The 23,900-nt window shown below is 52.0% G+C and carries 28 protein-coding genes; 23 read left to right on the top strand and 5 right to left on the bottom strand.

The window, feature by feature from the left end:
• Positions 1-7: 7 nt before the first annotated feature.
• Positions 8-643: a nitroreductase family protein gene (locus EVJ24_RS10295; RefSeq protein WP_131441238.1), complete on the bottom strand. Its 636-nt coding sequence runs from the start codon at positions 641-643 to the stop codon at positions 8-10.
• Positions 640-1,086: a MarR family winged helix-turn-helix transcriptional regulator gene (locus tag EVJ24_RS10290; protein ID WP_070328087.1), complete on the bottom strand. Its 447-nt coding sequence runs from the start codon at positions 1,084-1,086 to the stop codon at positions 640-642. The genes EVJ24_RS10295 and EVJ24_RS10290 overlap by 4 nt, the downstream gene beginning before the upstream one ends.
• 180 nt (positions 1,087-1,266) lie before the next feature.
• On the opposite strand from EVJ24_RS10290, the gene EVJ24_RS10285 reads away from it, so the two are divergent.
• The 6 genes from EVJ24_RS10285 (at position 1,267) to modB (ending at position 7,441) form a co-directional block, all read left to right on the top strand.
• Positions 1,267-3,459, top strand: a complete 2,193-nt coding sequence (locus EVJ24_RS10285) for a malate synthase G (RefSeq protein WP_131441237.1) — start codon at positions 1,267-1,269, stop codon at positions 3,457-3,459.
• Positions 3,456-3,752 carry a hypothetical protein gene (locus tag EVJ24_RS10280; RefSeq protein WP_131441236.1) on the top strand — a complete coding sequence of 99 codons (297 nt, stop codon included), beginning with the start codon at positions 3,456-3,458 and terminating at the stop codon, positions 3,750-3,752. Before EVJ24_RS10285 ends, EVJ24_RS10280 begins: the two co-directional genes overlap by 4 nt.
• 65 nt (positions 3,753-3,817) lie before the next feature.
• Positions 3,818-5,098, top strand: coding sequence for an isocitrate lyase (gene aceA, locus EVJ24_RS10275; RefSeq protein WP_131441235.1), 1,281 nt, complete (start codon positions 3,818-3,820; stop codon positions 5,096-5,098).
• Between the two features lie 149 nt (positions 5,099-5,247).
• On the top strand, positions 5,248-5,955 hold the full coding sequence (ric, locus tag EVJ24_RS10270) for an iron-sulfur cluster repair di-iron protein (protein WP_131441234.1): 708 nt from the start codon (positions 5,248-5,250) through the stop codon (positions 5,953-5,955).
• Positions 5,956-6,065: 110 nt separating this feature from the next.
• A complete protein-coding gene (modA, locus tag EVJ24_RS10265; protein ID WP_131441233.1) occupies positions 6,066-6,803 on the top strand; it encodes a molybdate ABC transporter substrate-binding protein in 738 nt (245 codons plus the stop codon).
• A complete protein-coding gene (modB, locus tag EVJ24_RS10260; protein WP_131441232.1) occupies positions 6,800-7,441 on the top strand; it encodes a molybdate ABC transporter permease subunit in 642 nt (213 codons plus the stop codon). Before modA ends, modB begins: the two co-directional genes overlap by 4 nt.
• Here modB and EVJ24_RS10255 read toward each other — a convergent pair.
• Positions 7,438-7,809 (bottom strand): DUF3221 domain-containing protein, encoded by a 372-nt coding sequence (locus EVJ24_RS10255; protein ID WP_131441231.1) that lies wholly within the window; start codon positions 7,807-7,809, stop codon positions 7,438-7,440. The genes modB and EVJ24_RS10255 overlap by 4 nt on opposite strands.
• 133 nt (positions 7,810-7,942) lie before the next feature.
• Here EVJ24_RS10255 and EVJ24_RS10250 point away from each other — a divergent pair, with 133 nt between their 5' ends.
• The 6 genes from EVJ24_RS10250 (at position 7,943) to EVJ24_RS10220 (ending at position 13,627) form a co-directional block, all read left to right on the top strand.
• The gene (locus EVJ24_RS10250) at positions 7,943-9,058 is read left to right on the top strand and encodes an MFS transporter (RefSeq protein ID WP_131441230.1); all 1,116 of its coding nucleotides are present in this window, start codon (positions 7,943-7,945) and stop codon (positions 9,056-9,058) included.
• 13 nt (positions 9,059-9,071) lie between these two features.
• Positions 9,072-9,326: a hypothetical protein gene (locus EVJ24_RS10245; RefSeq protein ID WP_131441229.1), complete on the top strand. Its 255-nt coding sequence runs from the start codon at positions 9,072-9,074 to the stop codon at positions 9,324-9,326.
• Positions 9,319-11,565: a molybdopterin oxidoreductase family protein gene (locus EVJ24_RS10240; protein ID WP_070328097.1), complete on the top strand. Its 2,247-nt coding sequence runs from the start codon at positions 9,319-9,321 to the stop codon at positions 11,563-11,565. Before EVJ24_RS10245 ends, EVJ24_RS10240 begins: the two co-directional genes overlap by 8 nt.
• Complete coding sequence (locus EVJ24_RS10235; protein ID WP_070328098.1) at positions 11,562-12,104, top strand: 4Fe-4S dicluster domain-containing protein; 543 nt, start codon at positions 11,562-11,564, stop codon at positions 12,102-12,104. The genes EVJ24_RS10240 and EVJ24_RS10235 overlap by 4 nt, the downstream gene beginning before the upstream one ends.
• Positions 12,105-12,124: 20 nt before the next feature.
• Positions 12,125-12,631: a QcrA and Rieske domain-containing protein gene (locus tag EVJ24_RS10230; protein ID WP_070328099.1), complete on the top strand. Its 507-nt coding sequence runs from the start codon at positions 12,125-12,127 to the stop codon at positions 12,629-12,631.
• A gap of 303 nt (positions 12,632-12,934) precedes the next feature.
• Positions 12,935-13,627 carry a Crp/Fnr family transcriptional regulator gene (locus tag EVJ24_RS10220; RefSeq protein ID WP_070328101.1) on the top strand — a complete coding sequence of 231 codons (693 nt, stop codon included), beginning with the start codon at positions 12,935-12,937 and terminating at the stop codon, positions 13,625-13,627.
• Here EVJ24_RS10220 and EVJ24_RS10215 read toward each other — a convergent pair whose 3' ends face one another.
• A complete protein-coding gene (locus EVJ24_RS10215) occupies positions 13,628-14,140 on the bottom strand; it encodes a hypothetical protein (protein WP_236633528.1) in 513 nt (170 codons plus the stop codon).
• 222 nt (positions 14,141-14,362) lie between these two features.
• On the opposite strand from EVJ24_RS10215, the gene EVJ24_RS10210 reads away from it, so the two are divergent.
• From EVJ24_RS10210 to EVJ24_RS10165, 10 genes are all read left to right on the top strand, one after another.
• A complete protein-coding gene (locus tag EVJ24_RS10210; protein WP_131441227.1) occupies positions 14,363-15,679 on the top strand; it encodes an MFS transporter in 1,317 nt (438 codons plus the stop codon).
• Between the two features lie 62 nt (positions 15,680-15,741).
• On the top strand, positions 15,742-16,749 hold the full coding sequence (moaA, locus tag EVJ24_RS10205) for a GTP 3',8-cyclase MoaA (RefSeq protein WP_131441226.1): 1,008 nt from the start codon (positions 15,742-15,744) through the stop codon (positions 16,747-16,749).
• A gap of 4 nt (positions 16,750-16,753) precedes the next feature.
• Positions 16,754-17,257 carry a MogA/MoaB family molybdenum cofactor biosynthesis protein gene (locus EVJ24_RS10200; RefSeq protein ID WP_070328105.1) on the top strand — a complete coding sequence of 168 codons (504 nt, stop codon included), beginning with the start codon at positions 16,754-16,756 and terminating at the stop codon, positions 17,255-17,257.
• Positions 17,254-17,802: a molybdenum cofactor guanylyltransferase gene (locus tag EVJ24_RS10195; RefSeq protein WP_131441225.1), complete on the top strand. Its 549-nt coding sequence runs from the start codon at positions 17,254-17,256 to the stop codon at positions 17,800-17,802. The genes EVJ24_RS10200 and EVJ24_RS10195 overlap by 4 nt, the downstream gene beginning before the upstream one ends.
• Complete coding sequence (locus EVJ24_RS10190; protein ID WP_131441224.1) at positions 17,802-19,037, top strand: molybdopterin molybdotransferase MoeA; 1,236 nt, start codon at positions 17,802-17,804, stop codon at positions 19,035-19,037. The genes EVJ24_RS10195 and EVJ24_RS10190 overlap by 1 nt, the downstream gene beginning before the upstream one ends.
• Positions 19,013-19,492: a molybdopterin-guanine dinucleotide biosynthesis protein B gene (mobB, locus tag EVJ24_RS10185; protein ID WP_131441223.1), complete on the top strand. Its 480-nt coding sequence runs from the start codon at positions 19,013-19,015 to the stop codon at positions 19,490-19,492. The genes EVJ24_RS10190 and mobB overlap by 25 nt, the downstream gene beginning before the upstream one ends.
• The gene (locus EVJ24_RS10180; RefSeq protein ID WP_131441222.1) at positions 19,470-19,925 is read left to right on the top strand and encodes a molybdenum cofactor biosynthesis protein MoaE; all 456 of its coding nucleotides are present in this window, start codon (positions 19,470-19,472) and stop codon (positions 19,923-19,925) included. The genes mobB and EVJ24_RS10180 overlap by 23 nt, the downstream gene beginning before the upstream one ends.
• Positions 19,922-20,149, top strand: a complete 228-nt coding sequence (locus EVJ24_RS10175) for a MoaD/ThiS family protein (protein ID WP_131441221.1) — start codon at positions 19,922-19,924, stop codon at positions 20,147-20,149. Before EVJ24_RS10180 ends, EVJ24_RS10175 begins: the two co-directional genes overlap by 4 nt.
• A gap of 4 nt (positions 20,150-20,153) precedes the next feature.
• Positions 20,154-20,618 (top strand): cyclic pyranopterin monophosphate synthase MoaC, encoded by a 465-nt coding sequence (gene moaC / locus EVJ24_RS10170; protein ID WP_131441220.1) that lies wholly within the window; start codon positions 20,154-20,156, stop codon positions 20,616-20,618.
• Positions 20,615-21,625, top strand: coding sequence for a ThiF family adenylyltransferase (locus EVJ24_RS10165; RefSeq protein WP_131441219.1), 1,011 nt, complete (start codon positions 20,615-20,617; stop codon positions 21,623-21,625). Before moaC ends, EVJ24_RS10165 begins: the two co-directional genes overlap by 4 nt.
• Positions 21,626-21,717: 92 nt before the next feature.
• Here the strand turns inward: EVJ24_RS10165 and EVJ24_RS10160 are convergent, their stop codons facing one another.
• The gene (locus EVJ24_RS10160) at positions 21,718-22,725 is read right to left on the bottom strand and encodes a polysaccharide deacetylase family protein (RefSeq protein ID WP_131441218.1); all 1,008 of its coding nucleotides are present in this window, start codon (positions 22,723-22,725) and stop codon (positions 21,718-21,720) included.
• Between the two features lie 279 nt (positions 22,726-23,004).
• On the opposite strand from EVJ24_RS10160, the gene EVJ24_RS10155 reads away from it, so the two are divergent.
• Entirely contained in the window at positions 23,005-23,754 is a 750-nt protein-coding gene (locus EVJ24_RS10155; protein ID WP_131441217.1) for a FixH family protein, read from the top strand.
• Positions 23,755-23,900: the final 146 nt, after the last annotated feature.

Raw genomic sequence — 23,900 nt, 5'->3', positions numbered from 1 at the left:
CTTTTGCTTATTTCCAGTCTGTGATGCGGTCGATTGGGAAACGGACCGACGGGTAGCCTTCTTCCGCGGCTTTGCCGATCGAGAGTAGCATGACCGGGAGGTAGCGTTCTTTCTCGAGACCAAACGCTTCGGCGATGTTCTTCTTATCGTAGCCGCCGATCGGGTTCGTGTCGTAGCCGTGGGCACGGGCGACGAGCATGAGCTGCATCGCGACGAGGCCTGAGTCGAGCAAGATGCTGTCTTTGATCATTTCGTTCGGTGCGTCTTTGAAGATGCCTTTGATCATGTCGACTTGGCGGTCGCGGACTTCAGGAGGCATCAGGCCGCGCTCGACAGCCGAATTGAAGATCTCTTCCGTGTAGTCGGCCATTTGGTAGTCGGCGAAGATGGCGATTACAGCCGATGACGTCTCGACTTGACGCTTATTGAAGCTCGCGAGCGGGAGGAGTGTCTCTTTTCCGGCGGCGCTGTCGATGACGACGAAGCGCCATGGCTGAAGGTTGAGCGAAGACGGTGCTGTCGTCGCTTCCTCGAGGATTTGTGTCATTTCGTCTTTCGAGATTTTGACGCTCTCGTCATAGACGCGAATCGAACGGCGTCCTTTTACAATCTCCATAAAGTCTTTCTGTGTTGTCGTGTTCATATTAGGGTCTTCCTTTCGTGTTGAATGTTGTGTTGTAACGTATTTAACAGGTCGAGCAAATGTTGTTGCTCCTCTACCTTCATGTTTACAAAAAGTCGGTCCGATAAGCACTTCTTTTGCTCGGTCCAATGTGCAATTTTGTCGCGACCGAGCTCGGTCAAGTCGACGTAGATGACGCGATTGTCTTGAAGACATCGTTCACGAGCGATCAGCCCTTGCGTCTCGAGTTGTTTCAAGTGACGGGTGATGGCCGCGTGATCGACATCGACGCGCTGTTGCAGCTCGCGTTGGCGAAGTGGACCGACGTGATTCAAGTTGCTCAAAATATCGTATCGGGTCAGGCTCAGTCCATCCATTTCGGTATCGAACAGCTGGCTGAGTTCTTTTTGTACAGTGATGACGTTGTAGAGAATTTGGTCGCTAGGCGAACAAGATTCACGCATCCATAACCCTCCTTAACTAATTGATGACTCAATCATTGATGGGTCATGTAATTCATCCTAACGTGTTTTTCGATTGCCGGCAAATAAAAAGTTTTAAAAAACCTGTTGCCAAACTGTTATATAATAGTCTATATTAAAGTCAACTGATATATAACAACAAATACGGGAGGATGTGAAGGCTTGGAACAGTATACACAAGTAGGTACTTATCGCGTACATCGGGAGCTCCTCGACTTCGTCTCGGCTCATGTATTGCCAGGAGCAGAGACGGGGCATCAGTTTTGGCAAGGAGTCGAGCGCATACTAGACGAGTTCATTCCTCGAAATGAAGCGTTGCTTCACGAACGGGAGTCGTTTGAGCGACTGTTACAGAAGTGGTACAGCGAACAGAAACAAGACTTTGACCTTGTCGGCTACGAGCGCTTCCTCCAATCGATCGGCTACATCGAACCGGTCGTCCCTGATTTTAGTATCGACGTCTCGGATGTCGATACGGAGATCACACAGCAAGCTGGACCACAGCTCGTCGTCCCGCTCGACAACGCACGCTATGCACTGAACGCGGCGAACGCACGCTGGGGAAGTCTTTATGACGCGCTGTATGGAACGGACGTCATCGATGAAGCGGACGGAAAAACGAAGTCGGCCGGCTACAATCCGGTCCGGGGTAAAGCGGTCATCGCTTACGCCAAACAATACCTCGACGACACGTTCCCGCTTCTAACGGGTTCGCACCGGGACGCGGAAGGATACGCGGTTCGCGCCGATGAACCATACGCCATCATCAACGGACAAGACGTCCCGTTCAGCAATGACTGTTTTGTCGGTTACGTCGGGAATCCGGACAGTCCGACGAGCTTAGTGCTCGTCCATAACGGCCTCCACGCCGAACTGAAATTTGACCGGAACCATCCGATCGGCCGCACGGATGGGGCAGGGCTCACCGATATCGAACTCGAGTCTGCCTTATCGGCCATCGTCGACTGTGAGGACTCGGTCGCAGCCGTCAACGCTCGGGACAAGGTCCACCTGTACAAAAACTGGCTCGGGCTGATGGACGGCACGCTCGAAGCGACGTTCACGAAAGGCGGCAAGCCTCTCAAGCGCCAGCTGAATGAAGACCGCCGCTACACAGGCAGAAACGGACGAGACGTCGTGCTGCCGGGATGTTCCTTACTGTTCATTCGGAACGTCGGTCACTTGATGACGACAGATTTGATGCTCGACAATCAAGGAAGGGAAGTACCGGAAGGAATCCTTGACGGCATCTTCACGTCACTGATCGCGAGCCGTCACCTCGACTCAAAACGGAACTCGCGGGAACGGTCGATCTACATCGTCAAACCGAAAATGCACGGTTCAAAGGAAGTCACGTTCACGAACGACTTGTTCGACGCGATCGAAGACGTGCTCGACTTGCCGCGCCATACGCTCAAAGTCGGTGTGATGGACGAGGAGAGACGGACGTCGCTCAACTTGAAAAACTGCATCGAACGCGTGAAGGAGCGGATTGTCTTCATCAATACTGGTTTTCTTGACCGGACCGGTGACGAGATCCATACGTCGCTCACGTTTGGGCCGATGCGCAAGAAAGGCGAAATGAAGACGTCGGCTTGGCTCGATGCCTACGAACGCTTGAACGTCTTGACTGGACTTGCGGCCGACTTCTATCAACAAGCCCAAATCGGCAAAGGGATGTGGGCGATGCCTGATAAGATGTGCGACATGATGCGGGAGAAAGTCGCCCATGCTGAGTCCGGCGCGACGACCGCCTGGGTCCCGTCGCCGACGGCCGCGACGCTCCACGCGCTCCATTACCATCAAGTGGATGCGTTCCGTGTCCAACGGGAGTTGGTGCAACGGTCGTTCGATATCGACAGCGAACGAAAACGCCTGCTCGAGATTCCGCTCGCGACACGCGTCTATACAGACGATGAAGTGAGGGAGGAACTCGAGAACAACCTGCAAGGGCTGCTCGGTTATGTCGTTCGCTGGGTCGAGCAAGGTGTCGGCTGCTCGAAAGTGCCGGACATCCACCATATCGGGTTGATGGAGGACCGGGCGACGCTCCGCATCTCGAGCCAACACGTGGCCAACTGGCTCTATCATGGTGTCTGTACGCGTGAGCAAGTCGAAGCGACGATGTACCGGATGGCTGAAGTCGTCGACAAGCAGAACGCGGCCGACCCGAACTACCGGCCAATGACGCCGGACGTGACCGACTCGATCGCGTATCAAGCAGCAAAAGACTTAGTGTTCCAAGGAACGGATTCGCCAAGCGGGTACACGGAACCGATCTTGCATCGCCGCCGCCGTCAGTTTTTGACACAGTCGACACTTGAATTGAACTTAAAAGGAGGAGCATCATCATGACAACGAAAAAAATCGAAAGCGAACAGTTAATCGAACGTTGGGTCGTCCGCCGCATCATCTCTGGAGAGTCGACAACGACGCTCGCCAATACCGCATTCGTGTATGGCAACGACTTGATGCGCCTCGTGCTCGACCGGACGGACGGTTCGCTCCAAATCATGAAAGAACCGGTCGAGGAAGTCGTCGTATTCCGCAAACCAGAAGAGCGGGACGAGGAAAACGTCTGCCGCAGTTGTGGGATGGAACATTCGACGTTCAAGTCGGCACTAGAATGCTGCGCCTACTTGGATTAAGTTTGCAACATCTGTTATATAACAATTCAATTAAAAAAAACTAATATAATACAGGAGGAACAACAATGAATGAACAACGCATGCAACTCGAGAAGGTTTTTCAGTCGGAACGGTTTGACGGGGTCGAGCGTCCGTACGGAGTCGACGACGTCATGAAGCTTCGTGGATCGGTCTTGATCGAACATACGCTCGCGACGAAAGGGTCGGAACGTCTGTGGGACCTGCTCCACGAACGCGATTACGTCCACGCGCTCGGGGCGCTCACCGGAAATCAGGCGATCCAACAAGTGAAGGCGGGGCTTGAGGCCATCTACTTAAGCGGCTGGCAAGTCGCTGCTGATGCGAACTTATCAGGGCATATGTATCCGGACCAAAGCCTGTACCCGGCCAACTCGGTACCGAGCGTCGTCAAGCGAATCAATCAGGCGCTGCAACGGGCCGATCAGATTCAAACGGCGGAAGGGAAAGGGGATACGCACTGGTTCGCGCCAATCGTCGCCGATATGGAAGCTGGGTTCGGCGGTGTGCTCAACGTCTTCGAGCTGACGAAAGCGATGATCGAGGCAGGTGCGGCCGGTGTCCACTTAGAGGACCAGCTGTCTTCGGAGAAAAAGTGTGGTCACCTCGGCGGTAAAGTATTGCTCCCGACGCAGACGGCTGTGAAAAACTTGATCGCGGCGCGCCTAGCAGCAGACGTCATGGGCGTATCGACGATCATCGTCGCCCGGACGGACGCGCATGCGGCCAACTTGATCACAAGTGACATCGACCCGATTGACCATCCGTTCATCGTCGGCGACCGGACGCCGGAAGGCTTCTACCGGACCGAGGCCGGCATCGAGCAGGCGATCGCCCGAGGTCTCGCCTATGCTCCTTACGCCGATCTCGTCTGGTGCGAGACGTCGGAACCGGACTTGCAAGAAGCACGCCAGTTCGCGGACGCAATCCATGCGAAGTATCCTGGAAAATTGCTCGCCTACAACTGTTCGCCTTCGTTCAACTGGAAGAAGAAGTTATCTGACGACGAGATCGCGACGTTCCAACAAGAGATCGGGGCGATGGGCTACAAGTTCCAATTCGTCACACTCGCCGGGTTCCATTCGCTCAACTTCGGCATGTTCGAGCTCGCCCGCGGCTATAAAGATCGTGGGATGGCAGCATATTCTGAGTTACAACAAGCCGAATTTGCGGCCGAACAACACGGCTACACGGCGACGCGCCATCAGCGTGAAGTCGGCACCGGCTACTTCGATGAAGTCTCACTCGTCATCTCGAGCGGACAGTCGTCGACGACCGCGCTCGCTGGATCGACCGAGGCGGAACAGTTTGAAACGCCATCACATTGATGAACGCCCCTTGAAAAAGGGGCTTTTTTTTGTGTGTCTAAATATGGAACGAGGCGATTTTAGTTGCTTAAATGTGACGTATTTCACATTTTTAAAGTTGAACGCTTGCTACGCTGAACATGTCAAAACGAACATGGAGGTTATGACAGATGACACAAACATTCACGAGCGACACGCACGTATCTGAAATCGTCAAGCAATGCCCGCAAGCAGCAGACATTTTTAAACGGAATCGAATCGATTTTTGTTGCGGCGGCAATCGACCGCTCGCTGAAGCGACGGACAAGTCGAAACGATCGACGGAAGATATTTTAGAAGAAGTCAACGCGCTCTATCGACGCAAACAGGAGATGAACGAAACGAGCATCGATTGGGATGCAGCTTCGTCTTCGGAATTGATTGAGCATATTATTTATAAGCATCACCAATTTTTGACGGATGAATTGCCACAGCTCACACCGTATGTGACGAAAGTATTCCGCGTGCATGGACAAAACCATCCACACCTTGGGCGCATCCATCAGTTGTTCAATCAATTGAAAATGGAGCTTGAACAGCATATCGTCAAAGAAGAGATGGAAGACTTCCCGATGTTGCTTCGACATGAGTCGGCACCGACGGCTGAGACGGAACGTGAGATTATGACCATTTTAGAAGCGCTCGAGTCGGAACATGCAGCGGCCGGTGACATTTTGAAAGAACTTCGTCACATTACGAACGACTATACGCCGCCTGAAGGTGCGTGTGGGACGTATCGACTCGTCTACCAACGTCTAGAGGCACTCGAATCAGATACGTTCGAACACATTCACCTTGAGAACAATATTTTGTTCCCGCGTGCACGTACGCTTGTCTGACAGATACAATTTACACCTCCATCACGTGGAGGTGTATTTTTGTGACATTTGATACAGAAGGAACGCGAGTCAATCGCTACGATAAAGGAGAAGCAAAGGAGTGATCAATTATGAAGCGGGTGAGTGGAGTCATCGTCGGGGTAGCGGTCGTCCTGCTATTGAGTCAAATCTGGTCAAGTCCTTCTGGCGCCCATGACGAGACCGTGACGATTTTAGCGGCGGCGAGTTTAGGACCAGTTCTAGAGCAAGTGGAACGACAACTTGAGGCCGAACTCGGCGACGTCGACATCCGCGTCGTCACGAACGGGAGTGGCGCCTTGAGATCCCAAATCAATCACGGGTCTCCGGCTGACATCTTTTTAGCCGCTAGTGAGGAGGATGTCGACAAGTTGCAGGTGCCCGTGTTAGACCGGGATGCGTTCTTGAAAAACGAGTTGTGGTTTGTGACTCCAAAGGGAAAAAGTTGCACGGGTGAGTGGCGGGAATTGGAGTTGTGCGCCCGAATCGTCATTGGAGACCCGGTGAACGTCCCGGCAGGCCGTTATGCGAAAATGGCGTTGGATGAAGCGGAAGTATGGGGACAGGTGAAATCTCGGATTATCTTTGTCCAAAACGTGAGACAAGTGCTTACGCTCGTCGAGCAAGGGGATGCGAATGGGGGATTCGTGTATAAAACAGAGTTGACGGAAGGTGTCGCAGCGATTCAAGCCGTCTCGCTTGAAGCGACCGGCATCATCTCCTATCCGGCTGTCCGTTTGACGCATGGTCCATATGTGCGTGACGTATATGAGCGTTTATTCGATGACGATATTCAAGCGATTTTTTTGGCAAAGGGGTTTTCTAAATGACGCAGTCCCCACTGCAACTTACTTTCGAAGTCGGGTTTATCGCGACGATGCTTGCCTTCGTCCTCGCGTTCGGGGCCGCCTATCTCATGCACCATCGCCAGTTTAAAGGGAAATGGTTGCTCGAGACGCTATTTTTATTGCCGCTCATCTTGCCGCCGACCGTGATTGGTTTATACGCGTTGATCGTTCTTGGCAACAACGGGATCGGTGGACTGTTGCCGGTTACCATCTTGTTCACGAAACAAGCGAACATCATCGCCTCCGCCTTGGCGGCTTTCCCGCTCGTCTACCAGACGATTCGGCTCGGGTTAAAACAGTTGGATGCGGAATGGTACGAGGCCGGTCGCGTGCTCGGTGGAACGGAACGTCAACTATTCGCGTATGTCACGATTCCGCTCCTCTTACCTGCTTTGACGAGCGGATTCGTCCTCGGATTTGCCCGTTCGATCGGGGAATTTGGTATCACGATGATGATTGCTGGGAATATTCCGGGCGAGACGATGACGCTCGCCACGGCAATTTATATGGCCACGTTAAACGGGGACATGACCCAAGCGCTCATTTGGAGCGGATGGTTGGTCGGCCTGGCGTTTTTAGTCTTGTGGCTGAGCGAACGTTACGGAAAGCGTCAATATTAGTCGAGCACGTCGACTTTTTTCACATAAGATCGGTTCGGAGTGTTGAGAATGCTCGGACCGGTCTTTTTCCAAAGGTGAACGTGATCGCCGACCTCGATCTGTTCGAACGTTGCCTTCACTTGAAATTTGAACCAGCTCACGTTTTCAGGTTCGGCTCGTGCGAACAACGCATCAGCGGTCAGTTTTGCCTCTTCCGCACTGATGCCGCTGATGATGAGGGCGGTGCGGTCAGATTCATTCACTTCGATCACATAGCCTTCGACGTCCGGTTCGGTCGTCGCCCGGTTGGCGAAGACGAAACCGATGGAAAAGACGACGAGCATGGCCGTGATGGTCAGAAACAAAAATATTTTAATAGAAGATTTCATAGCGTGCGCCTCCTTCGTTCATTATTCTGTCACGTCTCGAATCGCTTATCTGTGAAAAAAGTAACAGTTAAGTCTAGATGTCATCTTTATGATGAAACTATGAAGTCGTTCGGAAAGAGAAGGGGGAACACATATGACTGATCGTCATTTTTATTCGACCGCCGCGAAGTGGTCGTTCGTAGGATTTACCGTCTTGGTGCTCTCGACGTGGGTTGCCTCGTCAGGATTTGAGCATGTGGATATGGCGTTGTTTGGTTATTACATTGCCGCCGTCATCTGTATGATTGGGATGGTCGTCCGGTTGACGCTATTCTTTGCCCGGCCGGCCACCTCGCAAGTGTTGAAGCGAAGTCTCAAACAGATGAAATCAGAAAAGAAGCGTGCCAGTAAAGCGATCGCAGCGACGACGGTCAACAACATCGTCTTGCAGAAATTTATTTGGGAGCGTGGATGGTACCGCTGGACCCAGCATATGTTAATCGCTTGGGGATGCCTCGGATCGTTCGCCATCACGTTCGGTTTGACGTTTCAATGGATGCGTTTTGATTTGATCGACATCGAGACGTATCAAATCGTCGTCTTTAATATTCCGACGATCAAGATGGCTGCTCACGGGCTGTTCGCCGAGATGGTCTATAACGGCTTGAACATCACCGCGCTCATGCTTTTAGTCGGGGTGCTCATGGCGCTTTATCGCCGCATCAACGATCAAGACGTAAAAGTGACACAGCGGTTCGAGTTTGATATTTTGCCGCTCCTCATGTTGCTCATCGTCACTGTATCGGGTTTGTTATTAACTGTTTCGTACGTGTTCTTCGGTGGATTTATCCATCATGAGCTCGCCTTGTTCCATCAATTGACGGTCATCATCTTTTTATGTTACTTCCCGTTCGGCAAGCTGTTTCACTTACCGGTCCGCCCGATGGCTGCTAGTGTACCGATGAACTATCGGGAAGTCGAAGCGGACGAGACACGCGTCTGTGTCGGATGTGGCACACGCTATGCGACGGACAATCAAGTCGAGGACGTCCAGGCCATCCTACAAGCGCAGACAATCCAGCTCGGCTTGCAAGATGGGACACAGCTGTCTGACTATTGCCAACCGTGTCGCCGTTCGATGCGCGTGAAGATGCAGTTGAATTTAATGAACGGTCAGTTGCCGACACACCCGGTCGATACGAACACGGGCATGTCGATGCCGGGATTCGGGCGCCCAAAGGAGACGAAAGATGAGACACCTGTGCGTTAAATGCGGAGAACCGATGGGTACGCATGAAGAGATCGAACAAGTGAAACAATTGCTCGAAGGGTCGGACCAACTCGTGAAAGTAGACGAAGCACACACGGTCCAAGATCTCTGTCATTCCTGTCGTCGTCGGGCCCGTCTCGATTCGGCGTTAGGGCGGTCTGGAAGTGACGGAATGCATTATCCGCTTCAAACGATCAACGGCTATCACGTCAGTGGATTTTCAAAACGAAGAGCGGAAACGTTCTATGGAGGGGAAGACGATGAGTGACTTTTTAACGTCGCCAGAAGTACAAAATTTAATCAAACCGGGCGAGAAATTGATTACGACCCATTGTTGCTACTGCGGGATGCAGTGCGGCATGCACATTCGCGTCGATGAGAAGACTGGGGCCGTCAAAGGGGTTGAACCCCGCTATGATTTTCCGGTCAACAAAGGAAAGCTTTGTCCGAAAGGGGTCACTGCCTATCAGACGATCGAGCACCCAGACCGCATTTTGACACCGCTCATCAAACGGAACGGAAAGTTCGAACAAGCGACATGGGAAGAAGCGCTCGACGTGATTGAAGAGAACTTCAAACGGATCCAACGGGAGCATGGAAAAGATGCGGTTTCCGTCTTCGGTGGTGTCTCGATGACGAACGAAAAGTGTTACCTCGTCGGAAAGTATGCTCGCGTAGCGCTCGGGACACGGTTCATCGACTATAACGGACGTTTCTGTATGTCGTCGGCTGCCGGCGGATTTTTGAAGACGCTCGGGATCGACCGCGGGGCGACGCTGCCGTGGACCGAGTTTGAGCACGTCGACACGTTCTTCGTCGCCGGTTCGAACATCGCCGAATGTCATCCGACGACGACGCAACATATTTGGAAAGCAAAAGATAAAGGGGCCAAGATCATCGTGGCCGACCCACGCGAGATTCCGATGGCACGCGTGGCCGACGTCCACCTCGATTTGAAACCGGGAACGGATGCGGCGCTCGCGATGGGGTTGCTCAACTTCCTCGTCGAACACGACTACGTCGATCAAGCTTACGTAGACGAACGCTGCGATAACTACGAAGAGTTGAAGGCGTCCGTCCGGGACTGGTCGCTCGAACGAACGAGCGAAGTGACTGGGGTCGCGATCGAAAAAATTGAAAAAGCTGGTCATATTTATGGGAAGAGCCCACGATCAGTCATGTTGTTCGCTCGTGGTGTCGAGCAACAGTCAAAAGGGGTCGACAACGTATCGCTCTACACATCGATGGCACTTCTGCGTGGCATGATCGGGAAATTCGCCTCTGGCGTTGCGACGATGACCGGACAAGGCAACGGACAAGGTGGGCGCGAGCACGGACAAAAAGCCGACTTGTTGCCAGGATACCGCAAACTCACCGACCCGAAAGCGGTCGAATATGTGAGCGGGGTTTGGGGCATCGATCCTTCCGAAATGCCGAAACCAGGCGTTTCCGCGTTCGAGATGTTTGATGAAATTCAAGCTGGGACGATCCGAGCGATGCATCTCATGTGCTCGAACCCGGCCGTGTCGGCACCGAACCTTCCATACGTCTGGGACAGTTTCAACAAGCTTGACTTCTTCGTCGTCAGTGACTTCTTCATGTCTGAATCTTGTGAGTTCGCGGACGTCGTGTTGCCTGCTTGTTCTTGGGCGGAAGATGAAGGGACGACAACGAATTTAGAAGGACGAGTGATTCGGATTCGAAAAGTCCGTGAGCCGCTCGGAGAGTCGCTCCCAGATTGGGAAATCATGAAACGAATCGCTGAACGAATGGGCCGTGGACAATACTTCCCGTACGAAACGCCGCTTGAGATTTGGGAAGAGTTCCGGATCGCCACGAAAGGCGGACCGGCTGATTATTCCGGTATCACGTGGGATCGGATCGACAACGAATACGGTGTGTTTTGGCCGTGTCCGTCCGAAGATCATCCTGGTACACCGACGATGTTCAAAGAACGCTTTGGGACGGCGAACGGGAAGGCGAATCTACCGGTCGTCACGTATCGTCCGGCGGGAGAATACGCGAATGAAGAATATCCGGTCACGCTCACGACAGGTCGGGTCGTCTTCCACTACCTTACGGGGAACCAGACACGACGCATCGATTTCTTGAGCACGATGTCAAAACTGCCGTTCGTTGAGATTCATCCTGAGCTCGCATCAAGCTATGGTCTTCAAACGGGCGACAAAGTCGAATTGAAGACACGCCGCGGCTCCATGATCGTCGAAGCACGTTTAACAAAAGCGATTCGAAAAGACACGGTCTTCGTCCCTTACCACTGGGGCAAAGAGCTCGCGATCAACCAATTGACGAATCCGTGCCTTGACCCGATGTCGCGCATGCCCGAATTCAAAGTATGTGCGGTTAAAATGAAAAAATTGCCGGCTAACACCCCGCTGCACGTTAACCCGTTGACGGTTCCACTCGGTTCGAGCGTGCCGTTCATGGCGGACCATGCGATTGCGACGAGCTGTCACATCATGGATGAGGAGGTTCCTACAAAATGAATAAGGTCATGTATTTAGAATTTGAACGCTGTATCGGCTGTCGGGCCTGTCAAGCTGCTTGTCGGGAATGCGGGGACCACGATGGGCTCGAGCGGAACTACGTTGACTACATCGATTTCTCGGAGAGCCGTCAGACGTTCCCGATGATCTGCATGCAATGTAAAAATCCGGCCTGTGCCCAGGTCTGCCCGGCCAATGCGATTCAAATCACGCCAGAAGGCGTCGTGTTGTCCGCTTCGGAAGAAAAATGTATCGGCTGCCGCAACTGTACGTTCGCCTGCCCGTTCGGGATTCCGAAGTTCGATTTTGAGAAGAACAAGATGTACAAGTGTGACATGTGCTATGACCGCTCAAAACATGATATCGCGCCGATGTGTGCGTCTGTTTGTCCGTCGGATGCGATTCGCTTCATCGATCATGACGAGATGATGCAATTGCGCCGCCAGCGCGTGCAAATGAACATGATTGAAGGGAAAAAACCATCCCAAGACGATAAGTGGAATTACGTCCCTGAATTCTTTGGCGTCTATTCCGACTGAGGAAGAAAGGAAGATGACTTATGTCAAAAGAACCAAAAGACCGGGAACGATTATCCGGACTCGTTGATAACTTGAGCCGAGCTGACGATGTGAAATTGAATCGCCGCGCGTTCATCAAGTCGACGTTCGGTGCCGGCATCGCGCTCGGTCTCGCGACAATCCCGTTCAATATCGCAACTTTCGTCCGCAGCGAGCCGAGAACCGACCGTCAGTTCATCACGACGGTCGAGGCGCTCGAACAGGGAAAATCGCTTGAATTCGAATATCCAGGCACGGAACCGTCACTTCTCGTCCATTTGAAGACCGGCGAATTTGTCGCCTATAATAATAAATGTACGCATTTACAGTGTCCGGTGTTCTATGTGGAAGAAGAAGACGTACTCTTATGTCCATGCCACCGCGGTTATTTTAGCGTCGACGGTCAACCGCAGTCAGGGCCCCCTCAGCGAGAACTTCCTAAAATCTTGCTTGAGATCGAGAACGGGAAGATCTTTGCGGTCGGAAGAGAGATTCATCATGGGGCCTAAAGTATGGAGTTTAATCGGTCTTGTCATTTTATTGGCAACGAATATGGTTCTATTTCAATATACAATCGAAAGCTATATGGTGTATGACCACGCCTCGATGCGTCTATTCATGAGCATCGCCATTATAAATGTCGGCTTGATTATATTGTTATATCGATATTGGAAGAAAATTGAATATAGTAATAAATAATAACCTGCCCTTTGAAGCGCTTCCAAATGTTGATTGCGTTTCAAAGGTATTTGTGTTTAAAATGAAGTCAAGCTTCTAAATTGCACAGTTTTTTTTTAGGAAGGTCGGTGGAAATGACTCACTCTAGTAAAACGATGGTGCTCGATGAAACGAAAAAATTGGCCCATCGGATCATCCATGTTCCAAAAAATGGTTTCTTGTTTCGGGAGCAGGAGGATGCGTCTGAATTTTATATTGTAAAAAGCGGGCTGATCCAAATCTCGAAATTGACCGAGAACGGGAAAGAGTTGACGTTACGTTGTTTGAGTGCGGAGGCTTGTTGCGGAGAATTGACGCTATTCGCGATCGAACCAAGATATTTATTCAACGCGAAAGCGTTAGAGGATAGCGAGATTTATGCCGTCAAAATTGACCGGATTGAAACGATGATTTTATCGTCAAATCCTGAGTTTGTTCGCGAGTTCATGATTATGATCAATGAACATATGCGGAAACAACATACAAAATTCCGAGACTTAGTATTGAACGGGAAAAAGGGAGCGCTCTACTCGACGCTCATTCGGATGGCGAACAGTTATGGGGTTGAAGTGGAAGATGGAATTCTCATCGATTTGAAACTCAAAAACCAAGAGCTCGCCAACTATTGCGGTACGTCGCGTGAACGCGTGAACCGTATGTTGAACGAGCTCGCGCAAGACGGCGTCATCTCGTTGCCGTCTCGTCAAATCATCATCCATGACCTAGCACGGTTAAAGCTACTCAACCATTGTGAAGACTGTCCCGTCTCGGTCTGTGTCATCGATTGATCACATGACGGCGGCAAGCGCTAGCTCGCCTTCGAAATGTTCTAATCCGTCGGCCTCGATTGTGCAGGCCGATACATAAAACGCACCGTCTTCAACCAGTTCGTAAGACCGGAGTACACCTTCGGCAAGTTTGACGCCGTTTGCGCGGACCTCAACGACGACGCCTTCCATCGAACGGACACGGGCGGCTGCTAAAAAGTCTAGCCAGCGTTTGAACTGGCGGTAGACGGTTACCGTCGTCCCGTCTCTTAAATAGCCAATGACAGCTTTTGAATCCTCAATCGTTACGTCGTGGTGGGTATCGATTCGAACGAGCAAGTTGTGAAGCGCCTCTAGCTCTTCCATCGGGCTTTCGAGTGGAAACGTCAGCTCGATCCCGTCCTCTGTAAACGTAGCTTCGGCAATCGACGTGCCGAAGACACGAAACACGTGGGCACCGTCTTGACTATAGAAATATGGTTGCAGTGCCAGTCGAACCTCTGGTGTGCATTGAATTTGAATCAAATGTGACATCTTCATCCCTCCTCTATTCCTTATCGTAAGGAATTGGGGAGGGATTTTCTGTGTTCAATGTCACAGAAATAAAAAGAAGAAGATATTGTCACAGATTGATGACAGGGCAATTAAAACTATCAAAATGCGAAATAAGTGTGAAAGAAGGCACACTTTTTTTATAGGGGGGTCGATAGGATGGGATTAGGGTACGAATTGAACCGTTAAGAGGAGGAATAGACAATGCAACAATTAGACAAAGGATCACACGCGCTCGCCGAGTGGACGCCAGAGGATGCAGGGTTTTGGGAAGGGACGGGAAAACAAGTGGCCAATCGGAACTTGCTCGTCTCCGTTCCGGCATTGACACTCGCGTTTATCGTCTGGCAGATGTGGTCGGTCGCGGCCGTTCAATTGAATTCAATCGGGTTTAGCTTTACACAAGGTCAGTTGTTCACACTGGCCGCACTACCTGGACTCGTCGGGGCGACGTTGCGCTTTTTCTATACGTTTGCGAACAGTATATTCGGCGGAAGGAACTGGACGATCTTCTCGACGTCGGTGCTATTGTTGCCGCTTCTCGGCATCGCTTACGCTGTCCAGAACGTGAACACACCTTATTGGGTATTCATGATTTTAGCCGCCCTCTGTGGCCTCGGGGGTGGGAATTTCTCTTCTTCAAACGCTAACATCGGTGCGTTTTATCCGAAAGCGAAAAAAGGAACGGCGCTTGGCATTAACGGAGGTATCGGAAACTTGGGTGTCTCGCTCGTTCAATTGATCACTCCGCTCGTCATTACGACAAGTATTTTCGGGTTCATCGGCGGGAACGCGCTTGTGACGGAGACCGGTCAACAGATTTGGCTACAAAACGCCGCGCTCCTCTGGGTCGTCCCGACGATTGTGTTGGCTCTCTGTGCGTATTGGTTTATGGATAATTTACCGACCGCACGCCAGTCGCTCCGTGATCAGGCGAGTGTATTCAAAGAAAAGCATTTCTGGATTCAAACGTTGCTCTATACCGCTGCATTCGGCTCGTTCATCGGCTATGCGGCAGCATTCCCGATGATTTTAAAGTTGAAATTCCCTGAATCGGATTTGATGGCGCTTGCGTTTCTAGGAGCGTTCCTCGGCGCATCTTCGCGCCCGTTTGGAGGCTGGATTAGCGATAAGGTCGGAGCGGCCAAGGTGACGCTCGTCGTGTTCGGTATCATGGCGCTCGGGACGATATCGGTCATCATGGCCATCACGAACAACAACTTGACGATGTTCTTCTTGTCGTTCGTCGTCTTGTTCATTGCGACAGGCCTCAACTCAGGTGCGACGTTCGCGATGATCCCACACGTGTTCGTGGCGACGAAAACACCAGCCGTTGTCGGGTTCTCGGCAGCGTTCGCGGCATATGGAGCGTTCTTCATTCCGAAGATGTTCGGTTGGTCGCTTGAACTCGTCGGCTCATTCAACGGTGCGCTGTTCGTCATGCTCGGACTTTATGCGATTTCGATCGCGACCACGATTTACTACTACTTGCGAAGCGGGGCTGAAAAACCGATTCGCTGACAACCGAGGAAGGGACTTTGATAGTCCCTTCTGTCGTTGATTGACAGAGAGGATGAATCCTGATGACACCATGGACTGATCGACGGAGACGACCGTTAGAAGATTTACGCATCTCGGTCATTGATAAATGTAACTTTCGTTGCCGCTATTGTATGCCGGAAGAGGCGTTCCGCCACCATCAATTCTTAAAACGAGATGAGCTGTTGTCGTTTGACGAAATCGAGCGGTTCGTTCGCATCGTTGCGCCACATGGTGTGAGAAAAATTCGTTTGACTGGGGGCGAACCGCTGCTCAGGCCAAATCTTGATGAGTTGATTCGCCGCCTCCGCACCGTCACGACAATCGAGACGATCGGTTTGACGACGAACGGCGTCTACTTGGAGCGAATGGCTAAAGTATTGAAACAAGCCGGGCTCGACCGGGTTAACGTCAGTCTTGATGCCTTGTCGCCCGAGACGTTCGGGATGATGAACGGTCGGGGCACGTCACCGGAGGCAGTCCTCCGTGGCATTGATGAGGCGAAACGGCAAGGTCTTGAAGTGAAAGTGAATATGGTCGTCCGAAAAGGATGGAACGATCACGAAGTCGCGCCGATGGCCGCTTATTTCAAAGAGCGAAACATCACACTCCGATACATCGAATTCATGGACGTCGGCACGGCGAACGAGTGGAACGTCGAGCATGTCGTTTCTTCTAAATCGATTCTCGAGGTGTTGAAACAACGAAATGGATTACTCGAACCACTTGCACCTGAATCACTAGGAGAAGTCGCACAACGTTACCGTTACACCGATGGGGCGCAAGTCGGTTTCATCTCATCGGTCAGTCAACCGTTCTGCGGGACGTGTACGCGAGGCCGCCTGTCGAGTGACGGTAAATGGTATACGTGTCTTTTCGCTGAAGACGGGACTGATATTCGTGAACTGCTCCGCAGCGGGGCGAGCGATGATCTCATCGCCATGACACTGAAGATGGTGTGGGAAGTACGCGACGACCGTTATTCAGAAGAGCGAACACGGACAGGGAATCGGACACGCAATCGTATTGAAATGAGTTATATCGGAGGATAGAGACATGCAAGCACACAATCACGCACATCAAAACATGAAGAGCGTAAAGGCAGCCATTTTAACGATTTCAGATACACGCACGCTCGATACGGACGTGTCTGGCGAACATATTTGCACGTTATTAAAAGAGAACGCGCACACGGTCACATATCGTGAGATCACAAAGGACGATGCGACAGAAATCGAAGCGGCCGTCAAACGAATGGTCGACGAAAACATGGACGTCATCTTGACGACCGGCGGTACGGGCATTACAAAACGTGACGTCACGATTGAAACGATCCGGCCGCTGCTCGACCGCGAAATGGTCGGCTTTGGTGAGTTGTTCCGTCATGTCAGCTTCACGGAAGACATCGGTCCGGCTGCGATGTTGTCACGGGCCTTGGCTGGACGCATTGGAAATACCATCATTTTCTCGATGCCAGGTTCACGCGGAGCCGTCGATTTGGCGATGACACGATTGATTTTACCTGAACTTTCGCACATCGTCTGGGAAGCGACGCGATGATTGGAATCGTCTTGGCAGGGGGCCGGTCGCGCCGGTTCGGATCTCCGAAATGGCAGGCCCGTTATCAAGGCGCCTCGTTTGAAGAACGAGCCAGGCAGACGCTCGTCTCGACGACGACAGCACAATGGAGCGTCGTACCAGCTGGCATGGTGACCGACGATTATCAGCTTGAAGATACTTTCGAATGGCGAGGCATGGGACCGCTCGCCGGCATCGTCACCGTGATGCGTCAAAAGCCTGACGACTGGTATGCCGTCTGTGCGTGTGACACGCCACTTCTTCCTTCAGAAGTATATGAGCGGCTCGCCTTAGAACGAGATGGTCGCCCGGTTGTCGCTGTTGCGGACGACAGACTGCATCCGCTCATCGCCTTGTATCCACGGTCGATGTTACCACGATTTGAAGACGCGTTAAGACGAGGCGAGCGGGCGGTCATGCCTCATGTGGCAGCCGCGACGATCGTCACGTTTGATGAACGGGATTGGTTTAAAAATGTGAACACACCGAGCGATTATACGGCGGTGCTACGGAAGGAAGTGGACTGATGGAGAAGGGATCGACGTTGTTTCGCAAACCGCTCGCAATCGATGAAGCGGTATCACGCGTCCGAGAAGCGACGGGTGAGCCCGCAATAGAGACAGTCCTATTGCATGAGGCGAATGGACGTATTCTCGCGACGGACCTCATCGCGACGCATGACGTCCCAGCCTTTGATAAATCGCCGTATGATGGTTTTGCGGTCCGAGCTGTCGACTTGATGTCAGCGAGCCGCGATGAGCCGGTGACCTTGTCCGTTCAATACGTTCAAGGAGCGGGGCACGTCGGTCCACCGCTGTTAGACGGTCACGCCATCCGCATCATGACGGGTGCTAAAATCCCAGACGGGGCAGACGCGGTCGTCATGCTCGAAATCGTTCAGGCGGATGAACAACGAGTAACGTTCAAACGTCCTGTCCGAGATAAAAACATCTCCTATCGTGGGGAAGACGTGGCGACCGGTGCTCATATCGTGAATCGTGGCACCCGTATCAACCCCGGCATCATTGCCTTGCTCGCGACGTTCGGCTACGAGCGGGTCGAGGTGTTCATAAAACCGTGGATTACCGTGTTCGCGACAGGGGATGAACTCGCCGAACCAGGGGAGAGAAAAGCTGAGGGTCAAATTTACAATTCCAACGCCTATATGATTCTTGCTCAGATCGAGGCGCTCGGCGGGAGAGCGGTATATGGGGGGATTCTTCCCGATACGTTTCCCGCGACGAAACATGCGATCGAAGAAGCGCTACACACGAGTGACGCCATCGTCACGACGGGTGGAGTGTCAGTCGGAGATTTTGACTACTTACCGGACGTTTACGAAGCACTCGGGGCGTCTGTATTGTTCAACAAAGTTGGGATGCGCCCGGGGTCAGTCACGACGGTCGCGAACGTCGAAGGCCGATTGTTGTTCGGGCTATCCGGGAATCCGTCCGCTTGTTTTGTCGGTACGGAATTGTTTGTCGGGACATATATGAAGACGCTCTATGGACAAGCCGAGCGTACGGTCGTACAGGCGGAACTCGGTGTTGATTTTTCGAAACCGAATCCGTTCGACCGGTTCGTACGTGCCCATGTGACGATTGATTCGACCGGACGCGCGGTCGTTCATCCGAGCGGAAAAGATAAGTCGGGTATCGTCTCCTCGCTCGCGTCATGTAACGCGTTGATCCATCTACCGGGTGGGACGAGGGGATTTCAGAAAGGGGACATGGTACGATGTCGAATCATCGATCAACTTTGACGATCTTGCAAGTGGTCGGCTATCAAAATAGCGGAAAGACATCGTTCGTTTCCGAGCTGACAGAACGGTTGTCGGCGACGGGGCTCCGTGTCGGGGTGATCAAACACCACGGACATGGAGGGGCGCTCGACCTGCCAATGACTGACTCGCATCGCCACGCCCTAGCCGGAGCCGTGTTATCGAGTGTGATCAGTGAGAACGGGACGTTCATCGAGTGGAAAGCCGTCGACACGTTTGAATTACTCGTGAATTGGTATGAAGCGCACGTCGATGTGCTGCTCATTGAAGGCTACAAGCAGAAAAACTATCCGAAAGTGGTACTCGTTCGAGAAGGTTTTGAACAACCGGTCAACTTGACGAATGTGATTGCAATCGGTGATTCCGTGAAAGACCGGAATCGCTTGATGAATTCGGTGGAAGGGTGGATGGCATATGAACTGGTATCAAGTGAATGAACGTCCCCTCGAGCCGATGGCACTCTACGAAGCGGTCCTGCACCGAAATGTCGGGGCGGTCGTCTTGTTTATCGGAACGGTAAGGGAGATGACCGGAACGAAACAGACCGAACTGCTCGAGTACGAATCCTACGTGCCGATGGCCGAGAAAATGCTCGAACAAATCGCGAAAGAAGTCGATGAGCGTTGGCCTGGCGCTTTAACTGCGATTCATCACCGAATTGGCCGGCTCGATATTTTGGAAGAAGCGGTCGTGATTGCGACAAGCTCGGCCCACCGCGCCGACGCTTACGAGGCGAATCGGTACGCAATCGAACGAATCAAGGAAATTGTCCCGATTTGGAAACGGGAGCACTGGACGGATGGCACGAAATGGATCGGAGATCAAAAAGAACAGCAGCCCGGACGCCCGGAAGGAGTGACGCTTAAATGATTACAGTATTATGTTTTGCCCACGTGGCAGAAGAATTGTCAGTTCGATCTTATGCAGTTCCCGCTCCGCAAACAATCGCTGCCCTGCGCAAAGGATTGTCGGACAGGGGCGTGTCGGGTGCAGAGCATCTCATGTTCGCGGTCAACGAACGCTATGAGACTGACGAGTATGTGGTCGAGGCCGGCGACACGGTCGCTGTGATCCCGATGGTGAGTGGAGGGTGACACGATGGAATTGACGCATATGAATGGACAGGGACGAGCGTGGATGGTCGACGTATCAGGAAAAGAAGAAACGACGCGAACTGCTCGCGCCCGGACATCGGTCGAATTGAGCAGTTCGCTCAAACAGCTCATCACAAACGGCGGGCTTGAGAAAGGTGACGTCCTCGCTGTGGCGCAAGTAGCCGGAATCATGGCCGCCAAAGAGACGAGCCGGATCATCCCGATGTGTCATCCGCTCGCCTTGAAGAAAATTGATTTGACGTTTGAATGGGACGGCACCGATCTCATCATCGAATCATTCGTCAAAACAAAAGGTGATACCGGTGTCGAGATGGAAGCATTGACGGCCGCGACGATTGCGGCGTTGACCGTTTACGATATGACGAAAGCCGTCGATAAAGGCATCGTCATTGGACCGACCTACTTGCTCGAGAAGCACGGCGGGAAGTCAGGAGACTATATCCGATGACACACCCGTCTGAACGTTATGCACGGCAAGCTCGTTTTCATGGAATCGGGGCGGACGGGCAAGCGGAACTGATGACAAAGCGCATACTTGTCGTCGGTCTCGGCGCGCTCGGTGCGGCTGTGACCGATCAGCTCGTTCGGGCCGGTGTCTCACTCGTCATCGTCGACCGGGATTATGTGGAAGTGACGAACCTGCAACGGCAAACGTTGTATACGGAACGAGACGCGACAGCGGAGACGCCAAAAGCAATCGCTGCGCTTGAGCGGTTGCGAGCAATCAATGGAGACGTTGAAATCGACGCGCACATCGCCGACGTCTCGTGGGACTGGCTTCGTCCCTTGCCTCACGTCGACCTCGTCTTGGACGCGACGGACAACGTCGAGACACGTCTGTTGTTGAACGATTTCGCGCTCGAGCGAGGCATTCCGTTCTTGTTCGCTTCTTGCGTCGGGGCGTATGGCATGAACTATACCGTATTGCCGGGTGAGGCACCTTGTCTCCGCTGTCTCATGCGCCACTTGCCGCTCGCAGGACAGACGTGTGCGACAGTAGGAGTCGTGGCGCCGATCGTTCAACACGTCGCGAGCCGGCAAGCTGTCGAGGCGTTGAAATATTTGACGAGGCGACATGAGAAATTGGAACGTCGACTTTTGATTGAGGACTTATGGGAAAATCAGTCGCAACGACTCGATGTCGAACGGCTTGTCGACGCGGCGTGTCCGTCGTGCCAACAGAACGAGTATCCGAGTCTCGTCTCGAACCGGCAACAGACGGCTCTTCTATGCGGACGTGACGTTGTTCAAGTTCGTCGGTCCATCGAAGGACTTGAGCCAATCGCGAACCAACTTGAGCGCGCTGACATCACAATGAAAAAGACGCCATTCACGTTAGAATGGCGGTGGCGAGGTCACCGGATGCTCTTATTCAAAGATGGTCGGGTCCTCGTCCACGGTGTCAACGACCCGCATGTTGCGGTCGCCATGGTCGATGAGTGTCTCGGTGCATAAAAAAGATGTCCATCGAGGCCGATGGACATCTTTTTTATGCGGCTGTTTTTGTAAGTCGATTCTTTCGAAATAAAGTTTCAAATTGAAGACGGTTATTTTGGAATCGTGAGCACTTGCCCGACGCTAATCAAGTTAATGTTCGTGATGTTGTTGGCGGCAGCAATCTTGGCGACGGTTGTATTATACGTCGTTGCAATCTTATAGAGCGTGTCGCCCGGCTTGACGGTATACTTTACGGTCGTTGGTGCAGTCGTACCTGGGATGATTAAGTTTTGCCCGACGTAAATCAAGTTGTAGTTCGTAATCTTGTTAGCGGCAGCGAGCGCGGCCACGGTGACGCCGTAAGTCCGGGCGATGCTATAGAGCGTGTCGCCTGATTTGACAGTATACGTTTTAGCGGTCGATTGGTAAGCAAGGAGCTGGGAAATGGTGACGAATTTGTAGCCTTTTGCTTTCAGTTGCGAAATCATCGTCGGCAAGGCGAGCGGTGTGCCTGGCGCACCAGCACCGGTGTGCATGAGGACGATCGATCCTGGTTTGATGTTCGTTTGAACTTTCGTATTGATTTGGCTAGCAGTGAGTCCTTTCCAGTCAATCGTGTCGATGTTCCATTGGATCGTATATCCGTAGCCGGCAGCACCGACACCGCTCAAGACGGCGCTGTTCACGGCGCCAAACGGAGCCCGGAAAATCGGTTTTGTCGTTTTACCGGTCAGTGATTTAACGATTGCTTCGGTACGATCGAGTTCGGTCTTCATTTGAGTGGCGGTCAACTTGGTGAAGTCTGGATGGCTGTACGAGTGGTTACCTACTTGGTGACCTTTAGCTGCGATGTTTTTAATGTATTGAGGATGGTGGTTGGCGCCGGTTCCAGTCAAAAAGAAAGTGGCTTTGACGTTGTTCTTGGCAAGTATGTCCAAAATCTTGTTCGTATTCGCACCATCCGCTCCGTCATCGAAAGTAAGTGCCACGACTTTACTCGTCGTGTTCACGCTCGTTATGAACTTCGAAGCAGCGGCATCAGCTGATTTTGGATAGGTGACTAACGGTGCCAGCATGATCAACAAGGCCATCAATAACCGTACAAATTTGCTCTTCATTTTTCCTTTCGCCTCCATTCTTGGTGTATGTATCTTGGTGTCAAGGCTTTCCATATATTGAGCTGTGTATATATTTTATATACCCCGTTTTGGTGATGAACACGTGATAATCCTAAAAATAGGCAAAGGAATTTTTGGATAATGACTCTCAAATTTTGTGTTCAATTTATGAGCAGGTGACGTGGTAAATATCACAAAATCCTCACACAATTCCTGGAAAAGGATGATATCATGAACAATGTGTGAAACGTGTAAGCGATTAACTAGGGGGGATTCATAATGAAACAAACAGTGAAACGAATCGGGATGGCAACAGGAATAATCGGTTTGTTCGTCCTTGGGGCATGCGGGACAGAAGAGGCGGACAATGCGACGGAGACGGTGCAGTCGATGGAACCTGTCGAAGCAGAATTGAACGTACCGGCGACAGCGGAAATAGATGAAGCGGTCACGTTATCGGTTCGCGTCACGCAAGACGGTACAGGGGTCGATGATGCGGACGAGATCAAGTTCGAAGTGTGGAAGAACGGCGCCAAAGAAGAGAGTGAGATGATGAAAGCTTCGCTCACAGAAGACGGGGTCTATGAGACAGAAGCAACGTTTGCGGATGAAGCGGTCTATACGGTCCAAGTCCACGTGACGGCGCGGGCGATGCATACGATGCCGACAGCGAAGGTGACGGTCGGTCATCCAAAAACAGAAGCCGAAGCCGAGGCTGAAACAGACCATCACCAACACGCCGGGGCCGATATCACGCTCGATCCAAAGCAAGTGACGGCGAATGAAGCGAGCCCGTTCACAGTCAACGTTGAAATTGACCATGAGGTACTGACAGGTGCGGACGTTCAACTTGAAGTATTCAAAGACGGTGCGGATAAGCACGATTGGGTGAAGCTTGAGGAAACGGAAAACGGAAGCTATGAGGGTGAGCATACGTTCCCGGAGACCGGTACGTACAACGTCCAAGTCCATGTGACGAAAGGACACGACATTCATGAACACGTCATGGAGACAGTCGAAGTCAAATAAAAAAATCGATCGGCGCGTGTAAACTGTACCCTGAGTAATAGACACTAAAAAAAGTCTATTGCTCAGGGTTTTTGTGTACACTGAACTAAATCATATCGGGAGTGGATTTGAGATGTCGAAGAAGCTGTTTACGTCGAAAGAGATAA

This window comes from Exiguobacterium sp. SH1S21 (genome assembly GCF_004337175.1).
GTDB lineage: Bacteria > Bacillota > Bacilli > Exiguobacteriales > Exiguobacteriaceae > Exiguobacterium > Exiguobacterium aurantiacum_A.
The sequence above is the reverse complement of the archived record's forward strand: the minus strand, read 5'-3'. Positions and strand labels throughout refer to the sequence as shown.